At 44.8% G+C, this 18,450-nt stretch carries 18 protein-coding genes; 6 read left to right on the top strand and 12 right to left on the bottom strand.

Features of this window, described 5'->3' with window-relative positions:
* Nucleotides 1-5: 5 nt before the first annotated feature.
* From KFF44_RS09145 to KFF44_RS09110, 8 genes are all read right to left on the bottom strand, one after another.
* Nucleotides 6-524 (bottom strand): SRPBCC domain-containing protein, encoded by a 519-nt coding sequence (locus KFF44_RS09145; RefSeq protein WP_255933499.1) that lies wholly within the window; start codon nucleotides 522-524, stop codon nucleotides 6-8.
* A 26-nt stretch (nucleotides 525-550) separates the two neighbouring features.
* Nucleotides 551-1,000, bottom strand: a complete 450-nt coding sequence (locus tag KFF44_RS09140; RefSeq protein WP_255933496.1) for a nuclear transport factor 2 family protein — start codon at nucleotides 998-1,000, stop codon at nucleotides 551-553.
* Nucleotides 1,001-1,041: 41 nt separating this feature from the next.
* Nucleotides 1,042-2,742 (bottom strand): ABC transporter substrate-binding protein, encoded by a 1,701-nt coding sequence (locus KFF44_RS09135; protein WP_370691158.1) that lies wholly within the window; start codon nucleotides 2,740-2,742, stop codon nucleotides 1,042-1,044.
* A gap of 61 nt (nucleotides 2,743-2,803) precedes the next feature.
* The gene (locus KFF44_RS09130; RefSeq protein ID WP_255933491.1) at nucleotides 2,804-3,085 is read right to left on the bottom strand and encodes a DUF2160 domain-containing protein; all 282 of its coding nucleotides are present in this window, start codon (nucleotides 3,083-3,085) and stop codon (nucleotides 2,804-2,806) included.
* Between the two features lie 9 nt (nucleotides 3,086-3,094).
* Nucleotides 3,095-3,847 carry a carbohydrate ABC transporter permease gene (locus tag KFF44_RS09125; RefSeq protein WP_370691157.1) on the bottom strand — a complete coding sequence of 251 codons (753 nt, stop codon included), beginning with the start codon at nucleotides 3,845-3,847 and terminating at the stop codon, nucleotides 3,095-3,097.
* A gap of 41 nt (nucleotides 3,848-3,888) precedes the next feature.
* Nucleotides 3,889-4,764 carry a carbohydrate ABC transporter permease gene (locus tag KFF44_RS09120; protein WP_255933486.1) on the bottom strand — a complete coding sequence of 292 codons (876 nt, stop codon included), beginning with the start codon at nucleotides 4,762-4,764 and terminating at the stop codon, nucleotides 3,889-3,891.
* The gene (locus KFF44_RS09115) at nucleotides 4,761-5,843 is read right to left on the bottom strand and encodes an ABC transporter ATP-binding protein (RefSeq protein ID WP_255933485.1); all 1,083 of its coding nucleotides are present in this window, start codon (nucleotides 5,841-5,843) and stop codon (nucleotides 4,761-4,763) included. The genes KFF44_RS09120 and KFF44_RS09115 overlap by 4 nt, the downstream gene beginning before the upstream one ends.
* A 1-nt stretch (nucleotide 5,844) precedes the next feature.
* The gene (locus KFF44_RS09110; protein ID WP_255933484.1) at nucleotides 5,845-6,867 is read right to left on the bottom strand and encodes an ABC transporter ATP-binding protein; all 1,023 of its coding nucleotides are present in this window, start codon (nucleotides 6,865-6,867) and stop codon (nucleotides 5,845-5,847) included.
* A 133-nt stretch (nucleotides 6,868-7,000) separates the two neighbouring features.
* Here KFF44_RS09110 and KFF44_RS09105 point away from each other — a divergent pair, with 133 nt between their 5' ends.
* On the top strand, nucleotides 7,001-7,543 hold the full coding sequence (locus KFF44_RS09105; RefSeq protein WP_255933481.1) for a DsrE family protein: 543 nt from the start codon (nucleotides 7,001-7,003) through the stop codon (nucleotides 7,541-7,543).
* A gap of 54 nt (nucleotides 7,544-7,597) precedes the next feature.
* Here KFF44_RS09105 and KFF44_RS09100 read toward each other — a convergent pair whose 3' ends face one another.
* Nucleotides 7,598-8,833 (bottom strand): acetyl-CoA acetyltransferase, encoded by a 1,236-nt coding sequence (locus KFF44_RS09100; RefSeq protein ID WP_255933478.1) that lies wholly within the window; start codon nucleotides 8,831-8,833, stop codon nucleotides 7,598-7,600.
* Between the two features lie 106 nt (nucleotides 8,834-8,939).
* Here KFF44_RS09100 and KFF44_RS09095 point away from each other — a divergent pair, with 106 nt between their 5' ends.
* A complete protein-coding gene (locus KFF44_RS09095; RefSeq protein ID WP_255933476.1) occupies nucleotides 8,940-10,415 on the top strand; it encodes a carotenoid oxygenase family protein in 1,476 nt (491 codons plus the stop codon).
* Between the two features lie 31 nt (nucleotides 10,416-10,446).
* Nucleotides 10,447-11,178, top strand: coding sequence for a 1-acyl-sn-glycerol-3-phosphate acyltransferase (locus KFF44_RS09090; protein WP_255933475.1), 732 nt, complete (start codon nucleotides 10,447-10,449; stop codon nucleotides 11,176-11,178).
* A gap of 71 nt (nucleotides 11,179-11,249) precedes the next feature.
* On the opposite strand, the gene KFF44_RS09085 is transcribed toward KFF44_RS09090, so the two are convergent.
* On the bottom strand, nucleotides 11,250-12,440 hold the full coding sequence (locus KFF44_RS09085; RefSeq protein WP_255933473.1) for an acetyl-CoA C-acyltransferase: 1,191 nt from the start codon (nucleotides 12,438-12,440) through the stop codon (nucleotides 11,250-11,252).
* A 153-nt stretch (nucleotides 12,441-12,593) separates the two neighbouring features.
* Here KFF44_RS09085 and KFF44_RS09080 point away from each other — a divergent pair, with 153 nt between their 5' ends.
* Nucleotides 12,594-13,520, top strand: coding sequence for a helix-turn-helix domain-containing protein (locus KFF44_RS09080; protein ID WP_255933472.1), 927 nt, complete (start codon nucleotides 12,594-12,596; stop codon nucleotides 13,518-13,520).
* A 47-nt stretch (nucleotides 13,521-13,567) separates the two neighbouring features.
* On the opposite strand, the gene KFF44_RS09075 is transcribed toward KFF44_RS09080, so the two are convergent.
* Complete coding sequence (locus KFF44_RS09075; RefSeq protein ID WP_255933470.1) at nucleotides 13,568-14,008, bottom strand: DoxX family protein; 441 nt, start codon at nucleotides 14,006-14,008, stop codon at nucleotides 13,568-13,570.
* A 195-nt stretch (nucleotides 14,009-14,203) separates the two neighbouring features.
* Between KFF44_RS09075 and KFF44_RS09070 the strand changes: the two genes are divergently transcribed.
* Nucleotides 14,204-15,187 (top strand): MDR family oxidoreductase, encoded by a 984-nt coding sequence (locus KFF44_RS09070; protein WP_255933469.1) that lies wholly within the window; start codon nucleotides 14,204-14,206, stop codon nucleotides 15,185-15,187.
* Between the two features lie 127 nt (nucleotides 15,188-15,314).
* Here the strand turns inward: KFF44_RS09070 and KFF44_RS09065 are convergent, their stop codons facing one another.
* On the bottom strand, nucleotides 15,315-17,351 hold the full coding sequence (locus tag KFF44_RS09065; protein ID WP_255933467.1) for a CapA family protein: 2,037 nt from the start codon (nucleotides 17,349-17,351) through the stop codon (nucleotides 15,315-15,317).
* Nucleotides 17,352-17,464: 113 nt separating this feature from the next.
* On the opposite strand from KFF44_RS09065, the gene KFF44_RS09060 reads away from it, so the two are divergent.
* Nucleotides 17,465-18,358, top strand: a complete 894-nt coding sequence (locus tag KFF44_RS09060) for a LysR family transcriptional regulator (protein ID WP_255933459.1) — start codon at nucleotides 17,465-17,467, stop codon at nucleotides 18,356-18,358.
* Nucleotides 18,359-18,450 lie beyond the last annotated feature (92 nt).

Raw genomic sequence — 18,450 nt, 5'->3', positions numbered from 1 at the left:
TGCTGTTAGTTCGCAGCCAGACGATTGATCGCCTCAGTTTTTACAAAATCAACAGCGGGTGCAAGCGCATCAAGTTTGCTCGCTTCTGTTCCATTCGCGATTTCATCGAAGGTAATTTTGCTGCCATCTTCATGCTCGGAAATGGTAATGGTCCAAACCACATTAACACCAAGTTCCTGCAAGGGGCCAAACGGTGCGTTTAAGCGTAGTTGCTTGCCGGGGTTGGCGAGTAAGACAGAACCATGAAATACCGATCCACCATCCCAGTCCTCGCGCCATAAGCCCCCAGCTTCTGCGCTTAATGACAAGTTCTCTGATTTTCCCGAATAGGTGTGATCAGGATGCCACCAACTTTCAGGCTTAATCAGCTTTTGCCATACTTGATTGGGTGTAAGCTTCGATGTAGTTTCTTGCCGAAGTGTATAATGATCGGCTGATGCGGTTACGACATCCGCTGAAGAAGCAAGAGTGTGTGTGGCCGTCAATACGGACCCCACTAAAATGATACCTAATAAGCGCTTCATGATCCCCTCCCAAATTCGATAGGTGGCTATTTGACAGCCGGATAATACCAGACGCGTCTGATTTTATTATTCTCTAACTCATAAACGGCGGTTGCACTCTGCGACAGGGTTTTGCGATCAGCTGACTGCCAGAATGCGGTCTCCCGAACCGCAACAAATTTACCGTTGAAAGACCATTCGGATAATTCGCTTCTAACCGTGCAGCCATTTTGCATATAGTCCGCTAGCTCTCTCAGGAGTGTTTCCTTGCCTGTTGAGGTTATTTGCAATCGGCTTTCTTCTATACTGAGCCATTCGATATCTTCGTGAAAGAATGTACCAAGTGTTTTGAGGTCGCAGCGGTTATAAGCGTCTATGTAACCGGACAGTATAGACTTACTATCCGGTGTGTTGTCATCTGCCGCTTTTAGGACCGGCACTGGTAGGATAAGGCAGGCCATTATGGCGAAAAACATGATATTCATGTGTTTTGTCATAACGTTTACTCCTGCCTTATGTCTTTGTAAGCTTACTGGGATTACTCCCCAACACCAGCAGGCTTTGGCGTCGCCTCCCACGATTTGATCAATTCGTCATAGTCAACGGTGATGCCTTGTGGTTTTTCATTGTCTAATTTCGCTTTTGGCGAACCGGGCTGGTTTAACCAATAGTCAGGATCTCTGCGGTCATTCAATTTAGGGCCACAAACCTTCTGTACGTTGGCGCGTTCTAAGCGCTGGAGGATACGGTCCTGTGAACGCGCGAGATTATCCATCGCTTCCTGCGGTGTTTTCTCGCCTGAAATCGCGTCACCAATGTCCTGCCACCAAAGCTGCGCAAGGCGCGGGTAATCAGGAATGTTAGTGCCTGTTGGTGTCCAGAGAACGCGAGAGTTTGAACGGTAAAATTCAATAAGACCGCCAAGCGAAGGTGCGCGTTCACTCATGCTCTCGTCCCAGATATCACTCTCGCGGATAAAGGTAAGTCCAACATGGCTTTTCTTCAGGGATACTGTTTTGGAAACCGTGAACTGAGCATAAAGCCATGCAGCCTGCGCGCGTTTGGTAGGTGTTGATTTCATTAGTGTCCATGCACCTGTGTCCTGGTACCCAAGCTTTGTACCATCTTCATAGTACGCGCCGCGCGGGGAAGGGGCCATCCGCCATTTGGGTTTGTTGCCGTCCATAACAGGGATGCCGGGCTTCACCATGTCGGCAGTGAAGGCCGTATACCAGAAAATCTGTTGTGCGATTGATCCTTGTGCTGGTACGGGGCCTGCTTCGCTGAAGGTCATGCCGCTTGCAACGGGCGGGGCGTAATTCTTAAGCCAATCGATATATTTGGTCACAGAATAAACGGCGGCTGGACTGTTTGTAGCACCACCCCTTGATACACTAGAGCCCACCGGGCTACACCCTTCAACCCGGATGCCCCATTCGTCAACAGGCTTACCGTTCGGAAGGCCCTTATCACCAGCGCCAGCCATAGATAACCAGGCGTCTGTGAAGCGCCAACCAAGGGACGGATCTTTTTTACCGTAATCCATATGACCATAGACGCGCTCGCCGTTAATTTCCTTAACGTCGTTGGTGAAGAAATTGGCGATATCTTCGTACGCAGACCAGTTGATCGGCACACCGAGGTCATAGCCATATTTTGCTTTGAACTGGGCCTTGATATCCGGGTTGGTGAACCAGTCATACCGGAACCAATAAAGGTTAGCAAATTGCTGATCAGGCAATTGGTACAATTTACCGTCGGGCGCTGTTGTGAAGGATTTTCCGATAAAGTCATCGATATCAAGCGTCGGCAGGGTGACGCTTGCACCTTCACCCTCCATCCAGTCGGTTAGGTTGCGAACCTGTTGGTAACGATAATGAGTGCCAATGAGGTCGCTATCGTTGATATAGGCATCATAGATGTTGCGACCAGATTGCATTTGGGTTTGCAGTTTTTCAACCACATCTCCTTCGCCGATAAGGTCGTGATTGACCTTGATACCTGTGATTTCAAAAAATGCTTTCGCAAGAACCTGTGCTTCATACTCGTGCGTTGTCAGCGTTTCAGAAACAACATTGATTTCCATACCCTGAAATGGTTTGGCTGCATCGATGAACCACAGCATTTCCTGTATTTGTTCAGCCTTCGATAGTGTTGATAAATCAAATTCACTGTCGATCCATTTTTTTGCTGCTGTTTCGTCAGCACCGAGCGGTGCAAACGCCAAAAGAACAGTCATTGAAACAGCGCAAGAAAGATTTTTAATCATAAACAGGCTCCAATAAATTCAGGGTATCAAGCTAAACCCACTTAAATACAGCTAATCCGTAAACAAAGGAAATTGCAAGCGCCCACCACAAAATTCCGCTCGCGAAAAACAGCCACCCGATGTGGATGAAGGCGCTCCCAAGCAAGAATATAAACAGACGATCACCGCGTGTCGTTTCAAAACCCAGAATGCCGTTTCTAGGGGCGCCGCCGGGTTTCAATGTTTCCCATATGATCATGATGATGAGTAAGCCCGCAATCACGCCGAAGAATGTTGCGGTAAACGGTGTCCATCCCATCCACGATAAATCCATGATGGCCTCCTATACCCGCCCTAGGGCAAAGCCCTTGGCGATATGGTTTCGGACAAACCAGATCACAATCGCGCCTGGAACGATGGTTAGGACGCCAGCCGCGGCCAATACCCCCCAATCGAGGCCAGATGCTGATACGGTTCGTGTCATAACGGCAGCAATAGGCTTTGCGTCCACTGATGTTAACGTGCGAGCAATCAACAGTTCCACCCAACTGAACATGAAGCAGAAGAAGGCGGCAACGCCGATCCCTGATTTAATCAGTGGGACAAAAATACGGATGAAAAAAGTGCCGAAACTATAGCCGTCAATTTGCGCTGTTTCATCAATCTCTTTCGGAATGCCAGACATGAAGCCCTCTAATATCCAGACGGCGAGTGGCACATTGAAGAGGCAGTGGGCGAGAGCCACAGCGATATGGGTATCAAACAGACCAATTGAACTGTAAAGCTGAAAAAAGGGAAGGACAAATACAGCAGGAGGCGCCATTCTATTGCTTAAAAGCCAGAAAAATAAATGCTTATCCCCCATAAAACGGTAGCGTGAAAATGCGTATGCGGCTGGTAAGGCAACGGCGAGTGATATTATAGTGTTTAGCGCTACATAAATCGTCGAGTTCACATACCCCATATACCAGCTGGCATCAGTGAAAATTGTTATGTAGTTGGCGAGTGTTGGATCATTGGGCCAAAGCGAAAAGCCCCCTAATATCTCTGTGTTGGTCTTAAGCGACATGTTTATGAGCCAGTAAAGCGGGATCATCAGAAACGCAATATATAATACAAGGGTCAGGCGTATGGATTTCAAGATGCCTCTCCCTTTCCGTCGTTTGCGGTCATAACGGTATAGAAAACCCAACTGAGTAATAAGACAATAAGGAAATAGATGAGCGAGAATGCGGCCGCCGGGCCGACATCAAATTGACCAATCGCCATTTTAACAAGGTCAATCGAGAGGAATGTTGTCGCGTTACCGGGACCGCCACCCGTGACCACGAATGGCTCCGTGTAAATCATGAAGCTATCCATGAACCTAAGTAACACAGCGATCAAAAGAACATGTTTGAGCTTGGGTAATTGTATATAGCGGAAGGTCGCCCATTTTGATGCTCCATCAATCTTCGCCGCCTGATAATAGGCGTCAGGAATTGATGATAGCCCTGCATAACAAAGAAGAACAACAAGGCTGGTCCAGTGCCAAACATCCATCACGACGATTGTAATCCACGCATCCGTGGAGTTTTGCGTATAATTATAATCGATGCCTAAATTTGCGAGCACATACCCCAAAAGGCCGATATCTTCGCGGGCAAAAATTTGCCAGATTGTCCCAACCACATTCCAGGGAATAAGAAGGGGAAGTGCCATAAGAACGAGGCAAAGCGATACTGTCCAGCCGTGTTTCGGGATCTTGAGCGCGATGAAAATACCAAGCGGAATTTCGATCAAAAGAATAATGGTGGAAAATAAAAGCTGACGACCAAGTGCAGAATGAAACCGATCAGAATTTAAAATTTCGGAAAACCATTCTGAACCAACCCAGAAAAACTCATTGCCACCAAAGCTATCCTGAACTGAATAATTGACGACAGTCATCAAGGGAATGATGGCCGAAAAGGCAACCAGCAAAAACACTGGTAAGACGAGAAACCAGGCCCTTTGATTAAGTTTACGGTTCATATCTTGCTCCCCGTAACCAGGATATCATCTTGATAGATCAAGGTATTTTCTGGCTTAAAGTTCACACCAACAGTATCGCCGGATAATGTTTCTTCTTCAGGCAAAATTGCTGCTACTGGATTGTCATCAATCATCAGGCGTACAATTTTATGTTTGCCCAAATCTTCGACTTTACTCACACATCCCATTATTGATGAGTCCTCAGGTGATGTTATGCTGACAAATTCAGGTCTTATTCCGAGGAGGATGTTGCCAGAACTTAGGTCACTATAGGATTGACTGAGGGGAACAGTGTACGGCCCAAGTTGGGCAGTGTTCCCCACCACAGATACAGGTAGAAAATTCATGCCAGGTGAGCCGATAAAGTGGCCGACAAAAGTATGCTGGGGGCGTTCAAACAGATCAGCGGGAGTACCTATCTGAAGGATTTCACCGTCTTTCATGACAACGATATGGTTAGCGAATGTCATGGCTTCGGTTTGGTCATGGGTAACATAGACCATAGTGAAGCCAAATTGTTGATGAAGTTCCTTCAGTTTTGATCGTAATTGCCATTTTTTATGCGGATCAATCATCGTTAGGGGTTCATCAAAAAGAATGGCATTAACATCATCGCGAATAAGGCCGCGCCCAAGCGATATTATCTGTTTTGCGTCAGAGGATAGGTTATTGGCCCGTTGGTCAAGAATAGCTGAAAGTCCAAGCATTTCAGCAATCTGCATAATCTTAGTCTCTATCGTCTCTGATGAGATTTTTCGGTTTTTTAAAGGGAATGCAAGGTTTTGCCTAACCGTCATGGTGTCATAAATTACAGGAAATTGAAAAACCTGCGCTATATTCCGGTTTTCTGTTGGCTCGTCTGTGATGTTTTTATTATCGAAATAAACCTCACCCTCACTTGGGCTTAACAGACCGGAAATGATATTTAATAGCGTTGTTTTTCCGCACCCTGAAGGCCCTAACAGGGCATATGTTTTTCCGTCTTCCCATATATGATCCATGGGCTTGAGGGCATAATCAGAAGGGTGATTTGAGGTATCATACGAATGCGCGATATTCTTTAAATGGATTGTCGCCATTTTATGCGCTCTCTCTATTGATTGCTATGGCGTTACCGTCTTCGTCGAAGCACAGGAAATTCTTTGAATTTATATATAAGTCCAGTTCCTCACCGCTGTTAAATTGATGCACTCCGCTTACGCTCAAAATCCAGCGATTATCATTGTTGGCCACATGCACATAGGTTTCAGATCCAGTTATTTCACTCAAGAAAACAGTTGCCGTAATTTTGATATCATCCTTCTCAGAACGGGATAGTTTAATGTGATGTGGACGAACTCCAATTGTGTGTGCGTTAGCAATGTTTATAAAAATACCGTCGAATATATTGATTGGTGGATCAGAAAAGGTTAGGGCGGCATTTAAACTGTTTGGGTTATTGTAAGCATGCATGGTCTTGCCGTGTTGGAGAATACGACCTTCAGACATGAGCGTAACAGTTCCACCCAACATTAATGCTTCTTCTGGTTCAGTCGTTGCGTAAACAACAATAGAATTAGTTTGCTTGAAAAGTTTTGGAAGTTCTTCACGCAATTCTTCCCGTAACTTGTAATCCAGATTGCCAAGAGGCTCGTCGAGTAGAACAATATCGGCTTCACGAACGAGCGCACGGGCGAGGGCAACCCTTTGTTGTTGCCCGCCAGATAGCTCGGATGGTTTTCGGCTGAGGTAATTTTCTATTTTAACGAGTTCAGCAATTTTTTCTACGCGCGCTTTAATTTCTGAGGGCGGTACGCTTGCTACCTTTAACGGGGAGGCAATATTCTCAAAAACTGAAAAGGCCGGGTAATTGATGAACTGCTGATAGACGAAGGCAACATTTCTTTTCTTTGCAGGAGCAGATGTAATATCTACGCCGTTCAATGCCACTTCCCCGTGATCGGGCTTATCCAGGCCAGCGAGTACCCTTAAAAGTGAAGTTTTGCCAGACAGTGTAGGCCCCAAAAGAGTGTTGAACATGCCGGGTAAAAAGTCAGCATTTATATCTGCAAGATAAGTTTCATTATCGACTGTTAAATCGATGTTTCGAACACTCAATGACACGTAAGTTCCCTCATATAATCCCGTTATATGTAAAGCACATAGTTTCGGGGTTGTCATTAATCACTTAAATTAAATTTCAGTGATGCTATATTTTCGGTGTTATCTTGGTTTTGAAAATGATGGGGAAAAATAGATGCGTTCACATGTATTGTTTATGTTGGGTTTGGTATTAATCAATTCTGACATTACCTTTGCACAATCTGACAAGTTTAAAACAGGGCCATTGATTACGGATTACGGTCCTGTTGCGCGTGTTAAAGGGGCAATGGCTATTCCTGATGGCACTAAGTTTAAAGTAAGCTTTGATCTGACTAAACAAGCGGATGCGGGCACTATCAACCGGAAACTCGAAAGCGTGGCTCGTTTTCTGAATATGCATGTGGCAAATGGTGTTCCTGCCAAAGATATTGAGCTCGCGTTAGTCGTTCATGGATCAGCTGTTTTTGATTTTGTGAACGATGAAAAATACGGCGATAAAAATGGGCAGAGTAACTCGAACAAATCGCTTATTTCTGAACTCCAAAAGCATAATGTGAAAATATATATATGCGGGCAAAGCGCTACATATCAGGGGGTTAATGTGGATGACCTTCTACCGGATGTCAAAATGTCATTGTCAGCAATGACAGCTCATGCGCTGTTGCAGCAAATGGGGTTCACCATAAACCCTTTCTAATTTGCAGCTTAATAGCTAGCTTTTAGGCATTTTGAATCGATAGGGGCCCACGATTTAGGCTGCGGCATGAACCACAAAGCTGACATTTGTAGTTCCTGAGCCGCCTACATTGTAGGTCGCATATGTTTTTGCGCCTTCTACCTGCATTTCACCTGCAAGGCCGCGCGTTTGCTTATAGGCGTCCAGCATCATGCGAATGCCCGTAGCGCCGACAGGATGACCAAGGCCGATAAGCCCGCCGGACGCATTCATTGGCAGCGCGCCATTGAAGGTTAGTTTTTCGTCTTCGATGGCTTGCCATGCCTTCCCGGGGGCGGTTATGCCAAAATGCTCGATCGCCATATATTCGGTGATAGAGAAACAATCATGGGTTTCGATACCATCGAGCATATCTGGGCCGGAAATATCCGCACGTCTGTATGCGTCGGTAATGGCTTTGCGAATATACGGGAACATGTAATCGTTTTCAGGCGCCTGCTCAAATTTGGTAGCGAGTTTCATTGGCGCGGTTGTTTGGCCCCAGCCTTTTATATAAGGCAAACTCTCTAAAGGTATATTATTGGCGTCTGCATACTCTTTGGCCTTACTTTCGCTCGCGAGGAAAATAACCGCGGACCCGTCAGTCACTTGGCCGCAGTCGCTTCTACGCATCCAACCTTCTACGATCGGATTTGTGTCATTATTGGCTTCAAAGCTGTCGTCTGTGAAGGACCAATTGCGCGCTTGTGCGCGTGGGTTTCTTCGTGCATTTGCAAAATTTTTCTTTGAAATTGTAGCTAAATGTTCACGCTTAAGGCCATATTTCTCGTCATATCGTTCGGCAATGTTGGAAAACAGGGCGGGCCAAACATATTGCCTGCTATCAGTTTCCACATGTGCCCATGCCGCGGGGGCCAGGTAATCCGCCGCTTTTTGGCCGGACACATTCCGCATATATTCAACGCCTGCAACACAGGCCAAGTCGTACCGACCAGCTTCAATTTCTGCCATCGCTGCCAAGATCGCAAGTGAACCAGACGCGCAAGCGCCTTCATGCCTGCTCGTCGGTATGCCCGCAAACCCAGGGTCTATATGTGGGAAGAAACCACCCATATTTCCTTGGCCCGCGAACAGTTCTGCCGCGAAATTACCGATGTGAATGGTCTCAATATCTGAAGCTTTAAGATGAGTTTTGTCGAGCGCGTTCAAGACCGTTTGGGATAATAAATCATATAAGGCCAACCCTTGCCTGTTCCAGTTCATGGCAAAGTCAGATTGATCACCACCAAGAATATATACGCGCTTGCTCATATCAAAAACCTCAAATTAGTGACTTGCATAACGTTATTAACTTGTATAACAATACTCACTAATTTAAAGATGTCAATCTCAATATCAATTAGCGAGAGGTAAAAAAATGGCTGCTACTCTGGTTAAAAATTACGAATCAACCATTACAGATGATCGCCATCCATATCTGACTGGTGCTTGGGCACCGATAACCGAGGAATATAATGCGACCGATATGGAAGTAATTGGTGAAATACCAGATGATATTGACGGCATTTATATCCGCAATACGGAGAATCCAGTTCACGAAGCATTAGGCCGGTATCATCCCTTTAACGGTGATGGAATGCTTCATATGATGGCCTTCAAGGACGGTAAAGCAGAATATCGTAACAGGTTTATTCGTACACGTGGGTTTGAAGCCGAACAGGAAGCAGGGGAAAGCCTGTGGGCAGGTTGGATTGCCTATCCGGTTCAATCCAAACGCCCCGGCGAATGCGCAAGCCAACAGGGCCTAAAGGATGCATCATCAACGGACGTAGTTGTTCACGCGGGTAAAATCCTGACGACATTTTTCATGTGCGGTGAGGGCTACCGCCTGGACCCTTACACCCTTGATCATTTGGGTATCGAAGCCTGGACCCCGATTGACGGTATTTCTGCGCATCCAAAGGTTGATGAAGCAACTGGCGAGATGATGTTCTTCAATTATACAGAACATGCCCCTTTCATGCATTATGGGGTCGTAGATGCTAAGAACAAATTACAACATTACATCCCGATTAATGTGAATGGCCCCTGCATGCCGCATGACATGGCGTTTTCAAAAAACTATTCAATTTTGAACGAATTGCCGATGGCATGGATCCCTGAAATGCTGGAACAGGGGATTTATATGCCGCGCTATGATGAGGAAAAGCCTTCACGCTTTGCAGTTGTGCCGCGGTATGGTCAACCAGAGGACATCAAATGGTTTGAAGGTAAGCCAACATATGTCCTGCATTGGTTGAATGCATACGAAGATGGTGATGAGTTGATCATGGATGGATATTTTCAGGGCAATCCGATGCCTGATCCGTTGAAGGATCATCCACGGCGATATTCAACATTAATGGCACTTCTGGATCTTCACAGTCTCGAGGCACGCTTACACCGCTGGCGCTTTAATCTGAAAACTGGTGAAACAATCGAAGAAGACCTGGATGATGAAGTGCTTGAGTTTGGAATGTTTAACCAAAAGTATGCTGGTGAAAAATATCGTTATGTCTATAGCGCCAAACCCAAGAAAGAATGGTTCCTGTTTGAAGGGTTAGTGAAGCATGACCTTGAAACAGGCGAGAAGCAAACACTGATGTTTGGTGAAAACAGATTTGGCAGTGAAGCGCCGTTCGTGCCGCGCATAAATGCCAAAGGCGAAGATGATGGTTATCTTGTTAGCTTCATTACCGATATGAACACCGATACATCAGAGTGTGTCCTTATTGACGCACGTGACATTGAAGCTGGTCCTGTATGTCGCATTATGTTGCCACATCGTATTCCAAGCGGTACTCATGCAACTTGGGCAAATGGTGAAGATATCAGGGTAGCAAACGCGTCCTAAACCAGCCTGCGACTATAGGATTTGAAGGTTTATGACATCAGTATCTGTTGAGCGCGAAAGAAACATAGTATCGAGTTTCTTTCGCTCAGCTCTTTTTGATTTATCATATATTGGACTTACGATTGTTTCGTGCACTTGGATGGTTGTGCGCGCACGTCTTTATAAAAATAAATATCTGTGCGAAGATTTAACGCGTTACGGCGAGCGCATTATTAGACTCCTAAAAATGACCGTGGGTATTGAGGTTGAGATCAGAGGAAAAGATAAAATTCCTGATAATGGCCCCTTTGTAATTGCCAGCAAGCATATGTCTTACTTTGACCCGATGGCAGTGTTTTTATGTGCTCCTGATTTAACAGCTTTGGCCAAAATTGAACTCTTTAAAGTGCCAATTTTAAGGAGTCTGTTTACCCATATGGGGGTCATTGCTGTTGACCGCAAAGCCGGAACCATGTCAGCGCGCGTGAAAAAAATTGTCACAACGATGGAACAAAACAGGCAGCCTTTATTGGTTTTTCCTGAAGGGACACGTGTGAAGGCCGAGGACCCGGTCGAATTACAACCGGGTGTTTTTCTGTTTCAGAAAATGGGTGAATTTGATGTTGTGCCAGTTCGCACCAATTCTGGCTGTCATTGGCGCGGCATTGGCGACATCAAAAAGCCTGGAAAGATTGTTTATGAAGTCGGCGATGTGATCCAATCAACAAAAGATAAAAAAGCTTTCATGCAAACCTTAAAGGCTGAACTTGAACAGCCGCTCTAAGTTATTTTCGTTTGGTAAAATTGGATAAAGGGCCCGGTTAGAGCCCTTTTATTTGCTTTAATGTTTACTGGCTATAACCGTTCGATAATCATGGCACTGCCAACACCCGATGCACCGGACATTGCGACCATTCCGATAGATTGCCCTCTATGTTCGAGTTCATCAAGAAGAGTACCTATAAGAATACCACCAGTTGCCCCCATCGGGTGGCCAAGCGCTATTGCCCCTCCGTTTACGTTTATTTTATTCATATCGATTTCTAACTCTCTTTGAAAGAGGATGGGTAGGGCTGCATAGGCCTCGTTAAATTCTACCAAATCAAGGTCACTCGCTGTCATATTAGCCATTTGAAGTGCGGCCTTTGCCGCTTCTATTCCACCAGTGAGCGACAGCAATGCATCCCCCGATTTTGTGGCATAGGCCTTGATGCGCGCTCGGGGCTTAAGGCCGTGATGATCGCCCGCTTCCTTAGAGCCGATCATGCATAATGATGCGGCGTCAGCAAGGGCAGGGGCTGTACCAACATGGTGAATATGATCAACTTCGGTGAATTCTGGATAGTGTTTTAAAAAGACCTTATCAAGGCCTGGTGGCCCCATTACATTCACTAATGGTTCGAACGCTGCAAGTTTGCTTGTAGATGAATTCCTGCGGGGATTTTGTTCTGTATCGAATATTCCATTTTCGGTTTCAATACCGACAATAGATGCTTTGTTTTTAACCTCTCTGTCTGCAAATGCAGTAGCTTTGTGTTGTGAACTGACAGCGTATGTGTCTGCTTCCTCACGTGTGACGCCGTTCAAGGTAGCGATGAAATCTGCAGCATACCAAAGCGGAACAAATTTAGCAGCCTTCATAGTGGCAGTATCTGAATAATATGGGCCTTTATCAGAAAAGGCCATCACACGGGACATATGCTCGACGCCGCCAGCGAATGCCATTATGTTGGTCATTGTGGCTTTGCTGGCAGCTATGAAGCATGCATCAAGACCGGAACAGCAAAAATTATTGATTGATAGCGCCGAAACATCATTGGGAAGATTTGATGTTAGGACTGACGTACGTGCAATATGCCCACCTTGTTCGCCTGATTGGGTAACGCAGCCAAGTACTAAATCACCAACATCTATTTGATCATACCTGTTCATTAGCTCGTTAGCTAATGCGCTGACGAGTTCTGTTGGCTTTTTATCTTTCAGGCCGCCATCTTCACTAAGCCTACCGCGGGCTGTTCTTACCGCATCGTAAAAATATGCATTCATAGAATTATACCGTATATTTAATTAACTTGCATAACATTACTAACAAATATCAAGCCCCAGTGCGTTTGTAAAGTAAAGCTGTGCATGAACCATGGACAAGTTGACCTGACCATTCTATTACATACATAGGGGGTTACGGGTGTACGGGGCTGGATGACTGATACTATAAACGAAAATCAAAAGGGAATTTGGCAGGCGGTAGATTTAATCTGCGACACGCCTGTTTTGCTTATTCTGCAAAGTTTGTGGCTTGGGATTAATCGCTTTGACGCGCTTCATGAGGCAACAGGCCTTACGAAAACGGTGATGAGTGATCGTTTAAAGAAGCTATCAAACGCAGAAATTATCAGCAGGCGCGCTTACAATACGCGGCCGCTGAGATACGAATATATCTTCCAAGAACGCGGCTTTAAACTGTTTGAAACAGCACTTATGATGTACCGCTGGGAAAACACCTGGAACCCGGATGGTGTTTCAGAAAGCTTCAAACTTCAGCATCATACATGCGGTGAATATATTATGCCGCTTTGCGCTTGCATTAGCTGTAAAGACGAAGTGAATCCGCAGGATATTGATGTCACTTTAAACATTGATATTGCGAACTATCCAGAAACGTATGTGAAAAGACGCCGTCAATCGGGCAGTGCTGCCCTCAAAAAAGAAAAACCTATTATCTTTCAGGAAATTGCAGAAATATTTGGTGATCGTTGGAGCACTTTAATCGTACGTGCTGCTTTTTTTGGGGTTAAACGGTATGATGGCTTCTTGAAAGCAACGAATGCCTCAACCAATATTTTGGCTGATCGGTTAAGCTGGTTATCAGAAAAAGGCATATTAAAAAAACAGGAGTATCAGGTTAACCCGCCACGCTTTGAATATGTATTGAGGCGTAAAGGATTAGAAATTCTACCCATACTTCTTTTTATGCTGGATTGGGTTGATACGGTTTTCGCGCCTAATGACCCCAAAACGGTTACGCTCCGCCACACAAAATGCGGGTCCCCCCTTAAGGTTGCGCCTAAATGTTCCCATTGTGGGGAGATATTGAGCTTCGACGAACTTAGATTAAAAACCAGTTGAGGACATTATTTTTGCGTTTTAACAATCTGTATGATGCCCAGTTGATCTTAGCTTTTACTCATAGCTTTATCCGATTGTTTGATGCCTGATAGTGTCAGCTTTCTTCGTGGACTATAGCCAGCCAACGCGAGTAAACCCGCAAGGATACCAAGGTTTTTCACAAAATTTTGTAATTCGTGCTGGCCTTCAATATCTGAATAATTCCAGAAATCATGCATAAAGAAATTTATGACTATGATATAAACCACAAATCCAAATGAGGTGAAGCGGACATATCTATTGGTTACTAACAAAATAGCGCCGATTATGTTGGCAAGGCCTGCTATAATCAGTAAAGGACCGGCAAGGGGTACACCGTGACGTTCCATCATACCAATATGAAGTTCGTAGGCTCCAAATTTAGCGAGGCCGGGCAATAGGAAATAAAGCGCAAGCAAGAGTCTGCCAATTGTAATTGCATATGATGATTGTGCTGAATGATCAGTCATTTTTGCCCCTTTAATATTCTAAAATTGACAGCCTATAACTAATTTAGCGGGCTGATGCTAAGATGTCTAAGCTTAGATTTTAAAAAGCATATGACAAACAATAAAGTCTGTGTTTTGGTGCTAAATGAAAACTATTGATCATGCGCGTATTATGATTTCGTAACTCGCAAGCCTAGCCACACTAACGGAGATTCTATGAAAGCCCTAATCCTCAATAAAGTTGATGATGAAGTAAAACCATTAATCACGGAAGTTGATGAAAGCCAGTTACCTGATGGTGATGTTTCAATTGATGTGGAATATTCTTCATTAAATTATAAAGATAGTCTGGCTGTTGCAGGTTTTTTACCGTCAATTCGGTCATTCCCAATGGTTCCGGGTATAGATATGGCGGGAACAGTAACCCTTAGTGCCCACCCAAGCTATAAATCTGGAGATAAGGTTGTCTTAAATGGATGGGGCGTCGGTGAAACCCATTGGGGTGGTTATGCACAGAAGGCCAGAGTGAAGGGCGATTGGCTAGTCCCAATTCCAGATGTATTCTCAACAAAGCAAGCAATGGCAATAGGAACAGCCGGATATACAGCGATGCTTTGTGTTATGGCGCTTCAGCGCAATGGAGTATCTCCAGATCAAGGTGAGGTTTTGGTAACAGGTGCAGCGGGCGGCGTTGGCAGTGTAGCAATTTCTGTTCTTGCTAAACTTGGATACACCGTTGTTGCCTCCACCGGCCGTGCTGAAGAAGAGGCGTACCTCAAAAGCTTGGGCGCTAGCAGTATCATTAATCGCGCAGACCTTAGCGAGCCCGGAAAGCCGATGACAAAAGAGCGTTGGGCAGGGGCAGTTGACACTGTTGGTAGTCACACTCTCGCAAATATTTGTGCTGGTTTAAAATATGATGGGACCGTTGCTGCAACAGGTATGGCACAGGGCCGTGATCTGCCAGCAACAGTAATGCCATTCATTTTGCGAAGCGTAACTCTTGCAGGCGTTGATAGTGTTATGGCTCCTCGGGAGCGCCGAATGGAAGCCTGGAGCCGGCTCGCTGACGAACTTGATCTAAAGCATCTCGATAGCATGACCGAAGAAATTGCGCTGGAAGATATTCCCGAGGCTGTCGCGCTTCAGTTAAAGGGGGCAAAAACGCGCGGAAGAACGGTTGTAAATGTGAATCGCTAAGGGTCTCTGCCTTGATAATTGATTTTGCTGCACCCTGGTTTGGCTATCCGGGGTGCAGCGATGATATGATTAGCCATTCATACGTATCTGGCTTCGCAAAGTTTGATAGTCGCTGTGTTCCCTAATCTCATTTATGGACAACATTGATGTGCGATATCCCTTCAACTTTAGAATAGTTGGCTGCGTCTGCGCCCAGATACGGGGTTTGCCATTCGATTAACGCCAGGTCATCGATATAGACAGAACGAGTTCGCTCATCCGTTGTTTTTGCTTCGATTAGGAATCTGATGCTTCTTGTTCCGACCCTGGGGCTATCAAAATCAACATTGATTTGTTGCCACTCACCCGGTTTTATTGAAACAGTTTTGAGCTCCTTTTTAGGGTTCTTTTCAAGGGCGTCAAACAATCCATCTCTAGTCTTTCGTCGTTGAAGATAAAACACCAAATCGACAGGTTCATCGGCTTTAACCATTGCAGAAATCGTCATGGGATTTCCTGCTTTAAAAACACGAGTGAACTTTCGCATGCCAGTGATCGTTGATGGTTTAGAAGAAGATAGGACAAGCTCGAGTGATTTTTTCCCTGTGTAAGCTTCTTTAGTGCTTACGTTTATATTTTCTTCTAAATCCAGCCAGCTTCGATCCGGTGCATCAAATGTGCTATACGCCTCAAAGGAACCACGACTTAATAAATCGGTACCAAGTCTGTATTTTTTGCCTTTCGCGACATCATCCAGTTTGAGAATTGATTGATCCCAGTTTGACTTCAATCGATGGACTTGTTGATTTTGTGCATTGTCGTAGTTTTTGTAGGATAGGGCGGTAACAACCTTTGATTTATCATGATTGGCAGCATCTATAACTGCATGACCACCTGATTGAATAAGGTATGTGCCGCGGCGTGCTGATAGATCGGAAATTCTTTTTAAAATACTATTACGCATTTCCCCGGTAGCAGGTGTTGGCTTATAGCCTTTTATGTATAAAGGCACGACTTCAGCGCGGTGCAGTTTGTCACCGTCCATCCATACATAAAGAAGTGCACTTTTTTGCGGGGCATAAAAATACTGGTCAAAGACAAAATTCCCTAACGACCAAGCGATCAATTTCCCATTATAAACTTCGAGCCCTTGATACACATGCGGGTGATGCACCAATGCCATGACTGCACCTTGGTCGATGGCATTTTTCATTTTTGTTTCAGTTGCAAGAGAGGGCTCGTCACCATACTCGAGGCTTCCATGATACTGCACAATTGGAAACGTGTTATTTTCGATGTCTCGCTTAACCGAAGAGGCGATGTTTTCTTCACTTCCCAATGGCGGGCCACCCTTGGTTTCTCCGGATGCTGCTTGGGAGATTTTACCGGATCCTGCCCATCCTACATATCCTTGGAAGCTATAGTCTGTACCGTTAAGGTTTGTTGTGTAGGATTTAAGCGCCTTCGCTTCTGTCAAATCAGCGCCAGAGTATGCCAGGTCGGTGTTATCAAGGTGGCGAATAGTTTCACTTAATCCTGCTTCTAGATAGTCATATGTGTGATTGTTTCCAAGCGTTACATAATCAACACCTGCCCACTTCAATGCGGTTAGGGCTTCAGGCGGGGTAAAGAATGTAACAGATTTTGGCGCCTTTTCTTTCCGCTCAGACGATAAAACCTGTGTTTCCAGATTAACCGCCGCAAGGTCCGCAATACTTAAATATGGTTTGACGTGTCTCAGGATCGCTTTTGTATCGACGTTTTTACTATCTTCTCTGATCAGAATTGGCTCTCCAGGGTGCGGGGAATTATAGCGCCTTCCCATCATCATGTCGCCGCCGAACACCATCAGGCTTCGACCTGGTTTTTGCTTAACCAAAGATACGCTTGGGATAAATAGTTGGTTTGAAATATTGGAGGTTTCAGCCAATTCATAATGGCTGAAAGTGTGTATCATTGGATAATAATCATCAGCTGAAAAAATGAGCTGATATATTTCCGCTTCCTGAATGTCATACTGAAATGCTCCATTCGCTGATACAGGTACCGGGTGACCATTGATTAGAACTCGAGCGGATAGGGGCGAACCATTCGCGCTTTTAACTTCGCCGGAAATCGTAATGTCGGCTTTAGACGAGCTGTTCCAAAACGTCAGCAAAAGAAACAATATTACAAAATGCTTCATGAAAGTCTCCAAATCTTGATCAGAAACTATGTATCTGAATAAGGTATAGCTTCAATTACATTTATTTTGTATAGCTATAACTTAGACTTATGCATTGAGGTTAGGGGATAAAGATGCGATTGCGCCATATAGAAGTTTTTCATGCCGTATATTCAAGCAATTCAATCAGCAATGCGGCGAGACTTTTAAATGTGTCCCAACCTTCTGTGAGTAAAGTTTTAAGGCATGCTGAAGACCAACTTGGTTACCTGCTGTTCAATCGGGTAAAAGGGAAACTCATCCCCACAAATGAAGGGCGGAAGTTATATGAAGAAGTGTCAAAACTTTATGTGAACCTTGATAGCTTAAGGCGTCTCTCTCAAAATTTGGCACAGTTGGATAAGGGGACCGTCCGCATAGCAATCACACCTGCGTTAGGCCTTACCTTAGTTCCAACCGTTGTTGCTGAATTTATTCAGGAACACCCCAAGATCAAATTTGAAATTGAGACCTTGCATCACGGCGAGATTATTACATCCCTCTTAGAGAGAAAAATAGATATAGGGATTGCGTTTGACCCTTCCTCTCATCCGGATATTGAAGAACAGGTTATTGGTGAAGGTGAATTTGTTTGCTTGGCCCCAATTAATGAAGTTTTGCCCGACAAAAGCAGAATTAGTTTGCGTGATTTATCGGGTAAAAACTTTATTAGCCTAAATGGCAAAGGCCCACTTGGCAGATTGCTAACGGCACAAGTCGAAAATAGCGGTGTTGAACTGAATATTATTGCGAATGTTGAAACGTATCATGTCGCTAAAAAAATGGTGGGTCTTAATGCAGGCTACACCGTTGTTGATGAAATTACTGCTCGCTCAGATTCTACTGATCAGGTCCATATTCGCAAAATGGATCCGCCAATCAATTTTCACGTGACAGCTCTCTTTCTCGAAGACGAACCCTTATCTTTAATTTGTCGAGAGTTCCTTTCAAAACTCGAAGAGTCGTTATCGTTATTTTTGACACGTTAAGCTAACGTATTCTTGTTTTTCTTCCCAAGTAGGCAATCATAATATTACAACCCATAACATCAAGTTATATGGTGTTCAGCTATGGGAATTGG

Origin of the sequence: Kordiimonas sp. SCSIO 12610, from assembly GCF_024398015.1 — a bacterium.
Classification (GTDB): domain Bacteria; phylum Pseudomonadota; class Alphaproteobacteria; order Sphingomonadales; family Kordiimonadaceae; genus CANLMI01.
This window is presented reverse-complemented; position numbering and strand designations above follow the sequence as displayed.

Coding starts and splice junctions, on each gene's coding strand:
- KFF44_RS09145 (WP_255933499.1), bottom strand. CDS start 524: ATGAAGCGCTTATTAGGTATCATTTTAGTGGGGTCCGTATTGACGGCC.
- KFF44_RS09140 (WP_255933496.1), bottom strand. CDS start 1,000: ATGACAAAACACATGAATATCATGTTTTTCGCCATAATGGCCTGCCTT.
- KFF44_RS09135 (WP_370691158.1), bottom strand. CDS start 2,742: ATGACTGTTCTTTTGGCGTTTGCACCGCTCGGTGCTGACGAAACAGCA.
- KFF44_RS09130 (WP_255933491.1), bottom strand. CDS start 3,085: ATGGATTTATCGTGGATGGGATGGACACCGTTTACCGCAACATTCTTC.
- KFF44_RS09125 (WP_370691157.1), bottom strand. CDS start 3,847: ATGATCCCGCTTTACTGGCTCATAAACATGTCGCTTAAGACCAACACA.
- KFF44_RS09120 (WP_255933486.1), bottom strand. CDS start 4,764: ATGAACCGTAAACTTAATCAAAGGGCCTGGTTTCTCGTCTTACCAGTG.
- KFF44_RS09115 (WP_255933485.1), bottom strand. CDS start 5,843: ATGGCGACAATCCATTTAAAGAATATCGCGCATTCGTATGATACCTCA.
- KFF44_RS09105 (WP_255933481.1), top strand. CDS start 7,001: ATGCGTTCACATGTATTGTTTATGTTGGGTTTGGTATTAATCAATTCT.
- KFF44_RS09100 (WP_255933478.1), bottom strand. CDS start 8,833: ATGAGCAAGCGCGTATATATTCTTGGTGGTGATCAATCTGACTTTGCC.
- KFF44_RS09095 (WP_255933476.1), top strand. CDS start 8,940: ATGGCTGCTACTCTGGTTAAAAATTACGAATCAACCATTACAGATGAT.
- KFF44_RS09090 (WP_255933475.1), top strand. CDS start 10,447: ATGACATCAGTATCTGTTGAGCGCGAAAGAAACATAGTATCGAGTTTC.
- KFF44_RS09085 (WP_255933473.1), bottom strand. CDS start 12,440: ATGAATGCATATTTTTACGATGCGGTAAGAACAGCCCGCGGTAGGCTT.
- KFF44_RS09080 (WP_255933472.1), top strand. CDS start 12,594: ATGACTGATACTATAAACGAAAATCAAAAGGGAATTTGGCAGGCGGTA.
- KFF44_RS09075 (WP_255933470.1), bottom strand. CDS start 14,008: ATGACTGATCATTCAGCACAATCATCATATGCAATTACAATTGGCAGA.
- KFF44_RS09070 (WP_255933469.1), top strand. CDS start 14,204: ATGAAAGCCCTAATCCTCAATAAAGTTGATGATGAAGTAAAACCATTA.
- KFF44_RS09065 (WP_255933467.1), bottom strand. CDS start 17,351: ATGAAGCATTTTGTAATATTGTTTCTTTTGCTGACGTTTTGGAACAGC.
- KFF44_RS09060 (WP_255933459.1), top strand. CDS start 17,465: ATGCGATTGCGCCATATAGAAGTTTTTCATGCCGTATATTCAAGCAAT.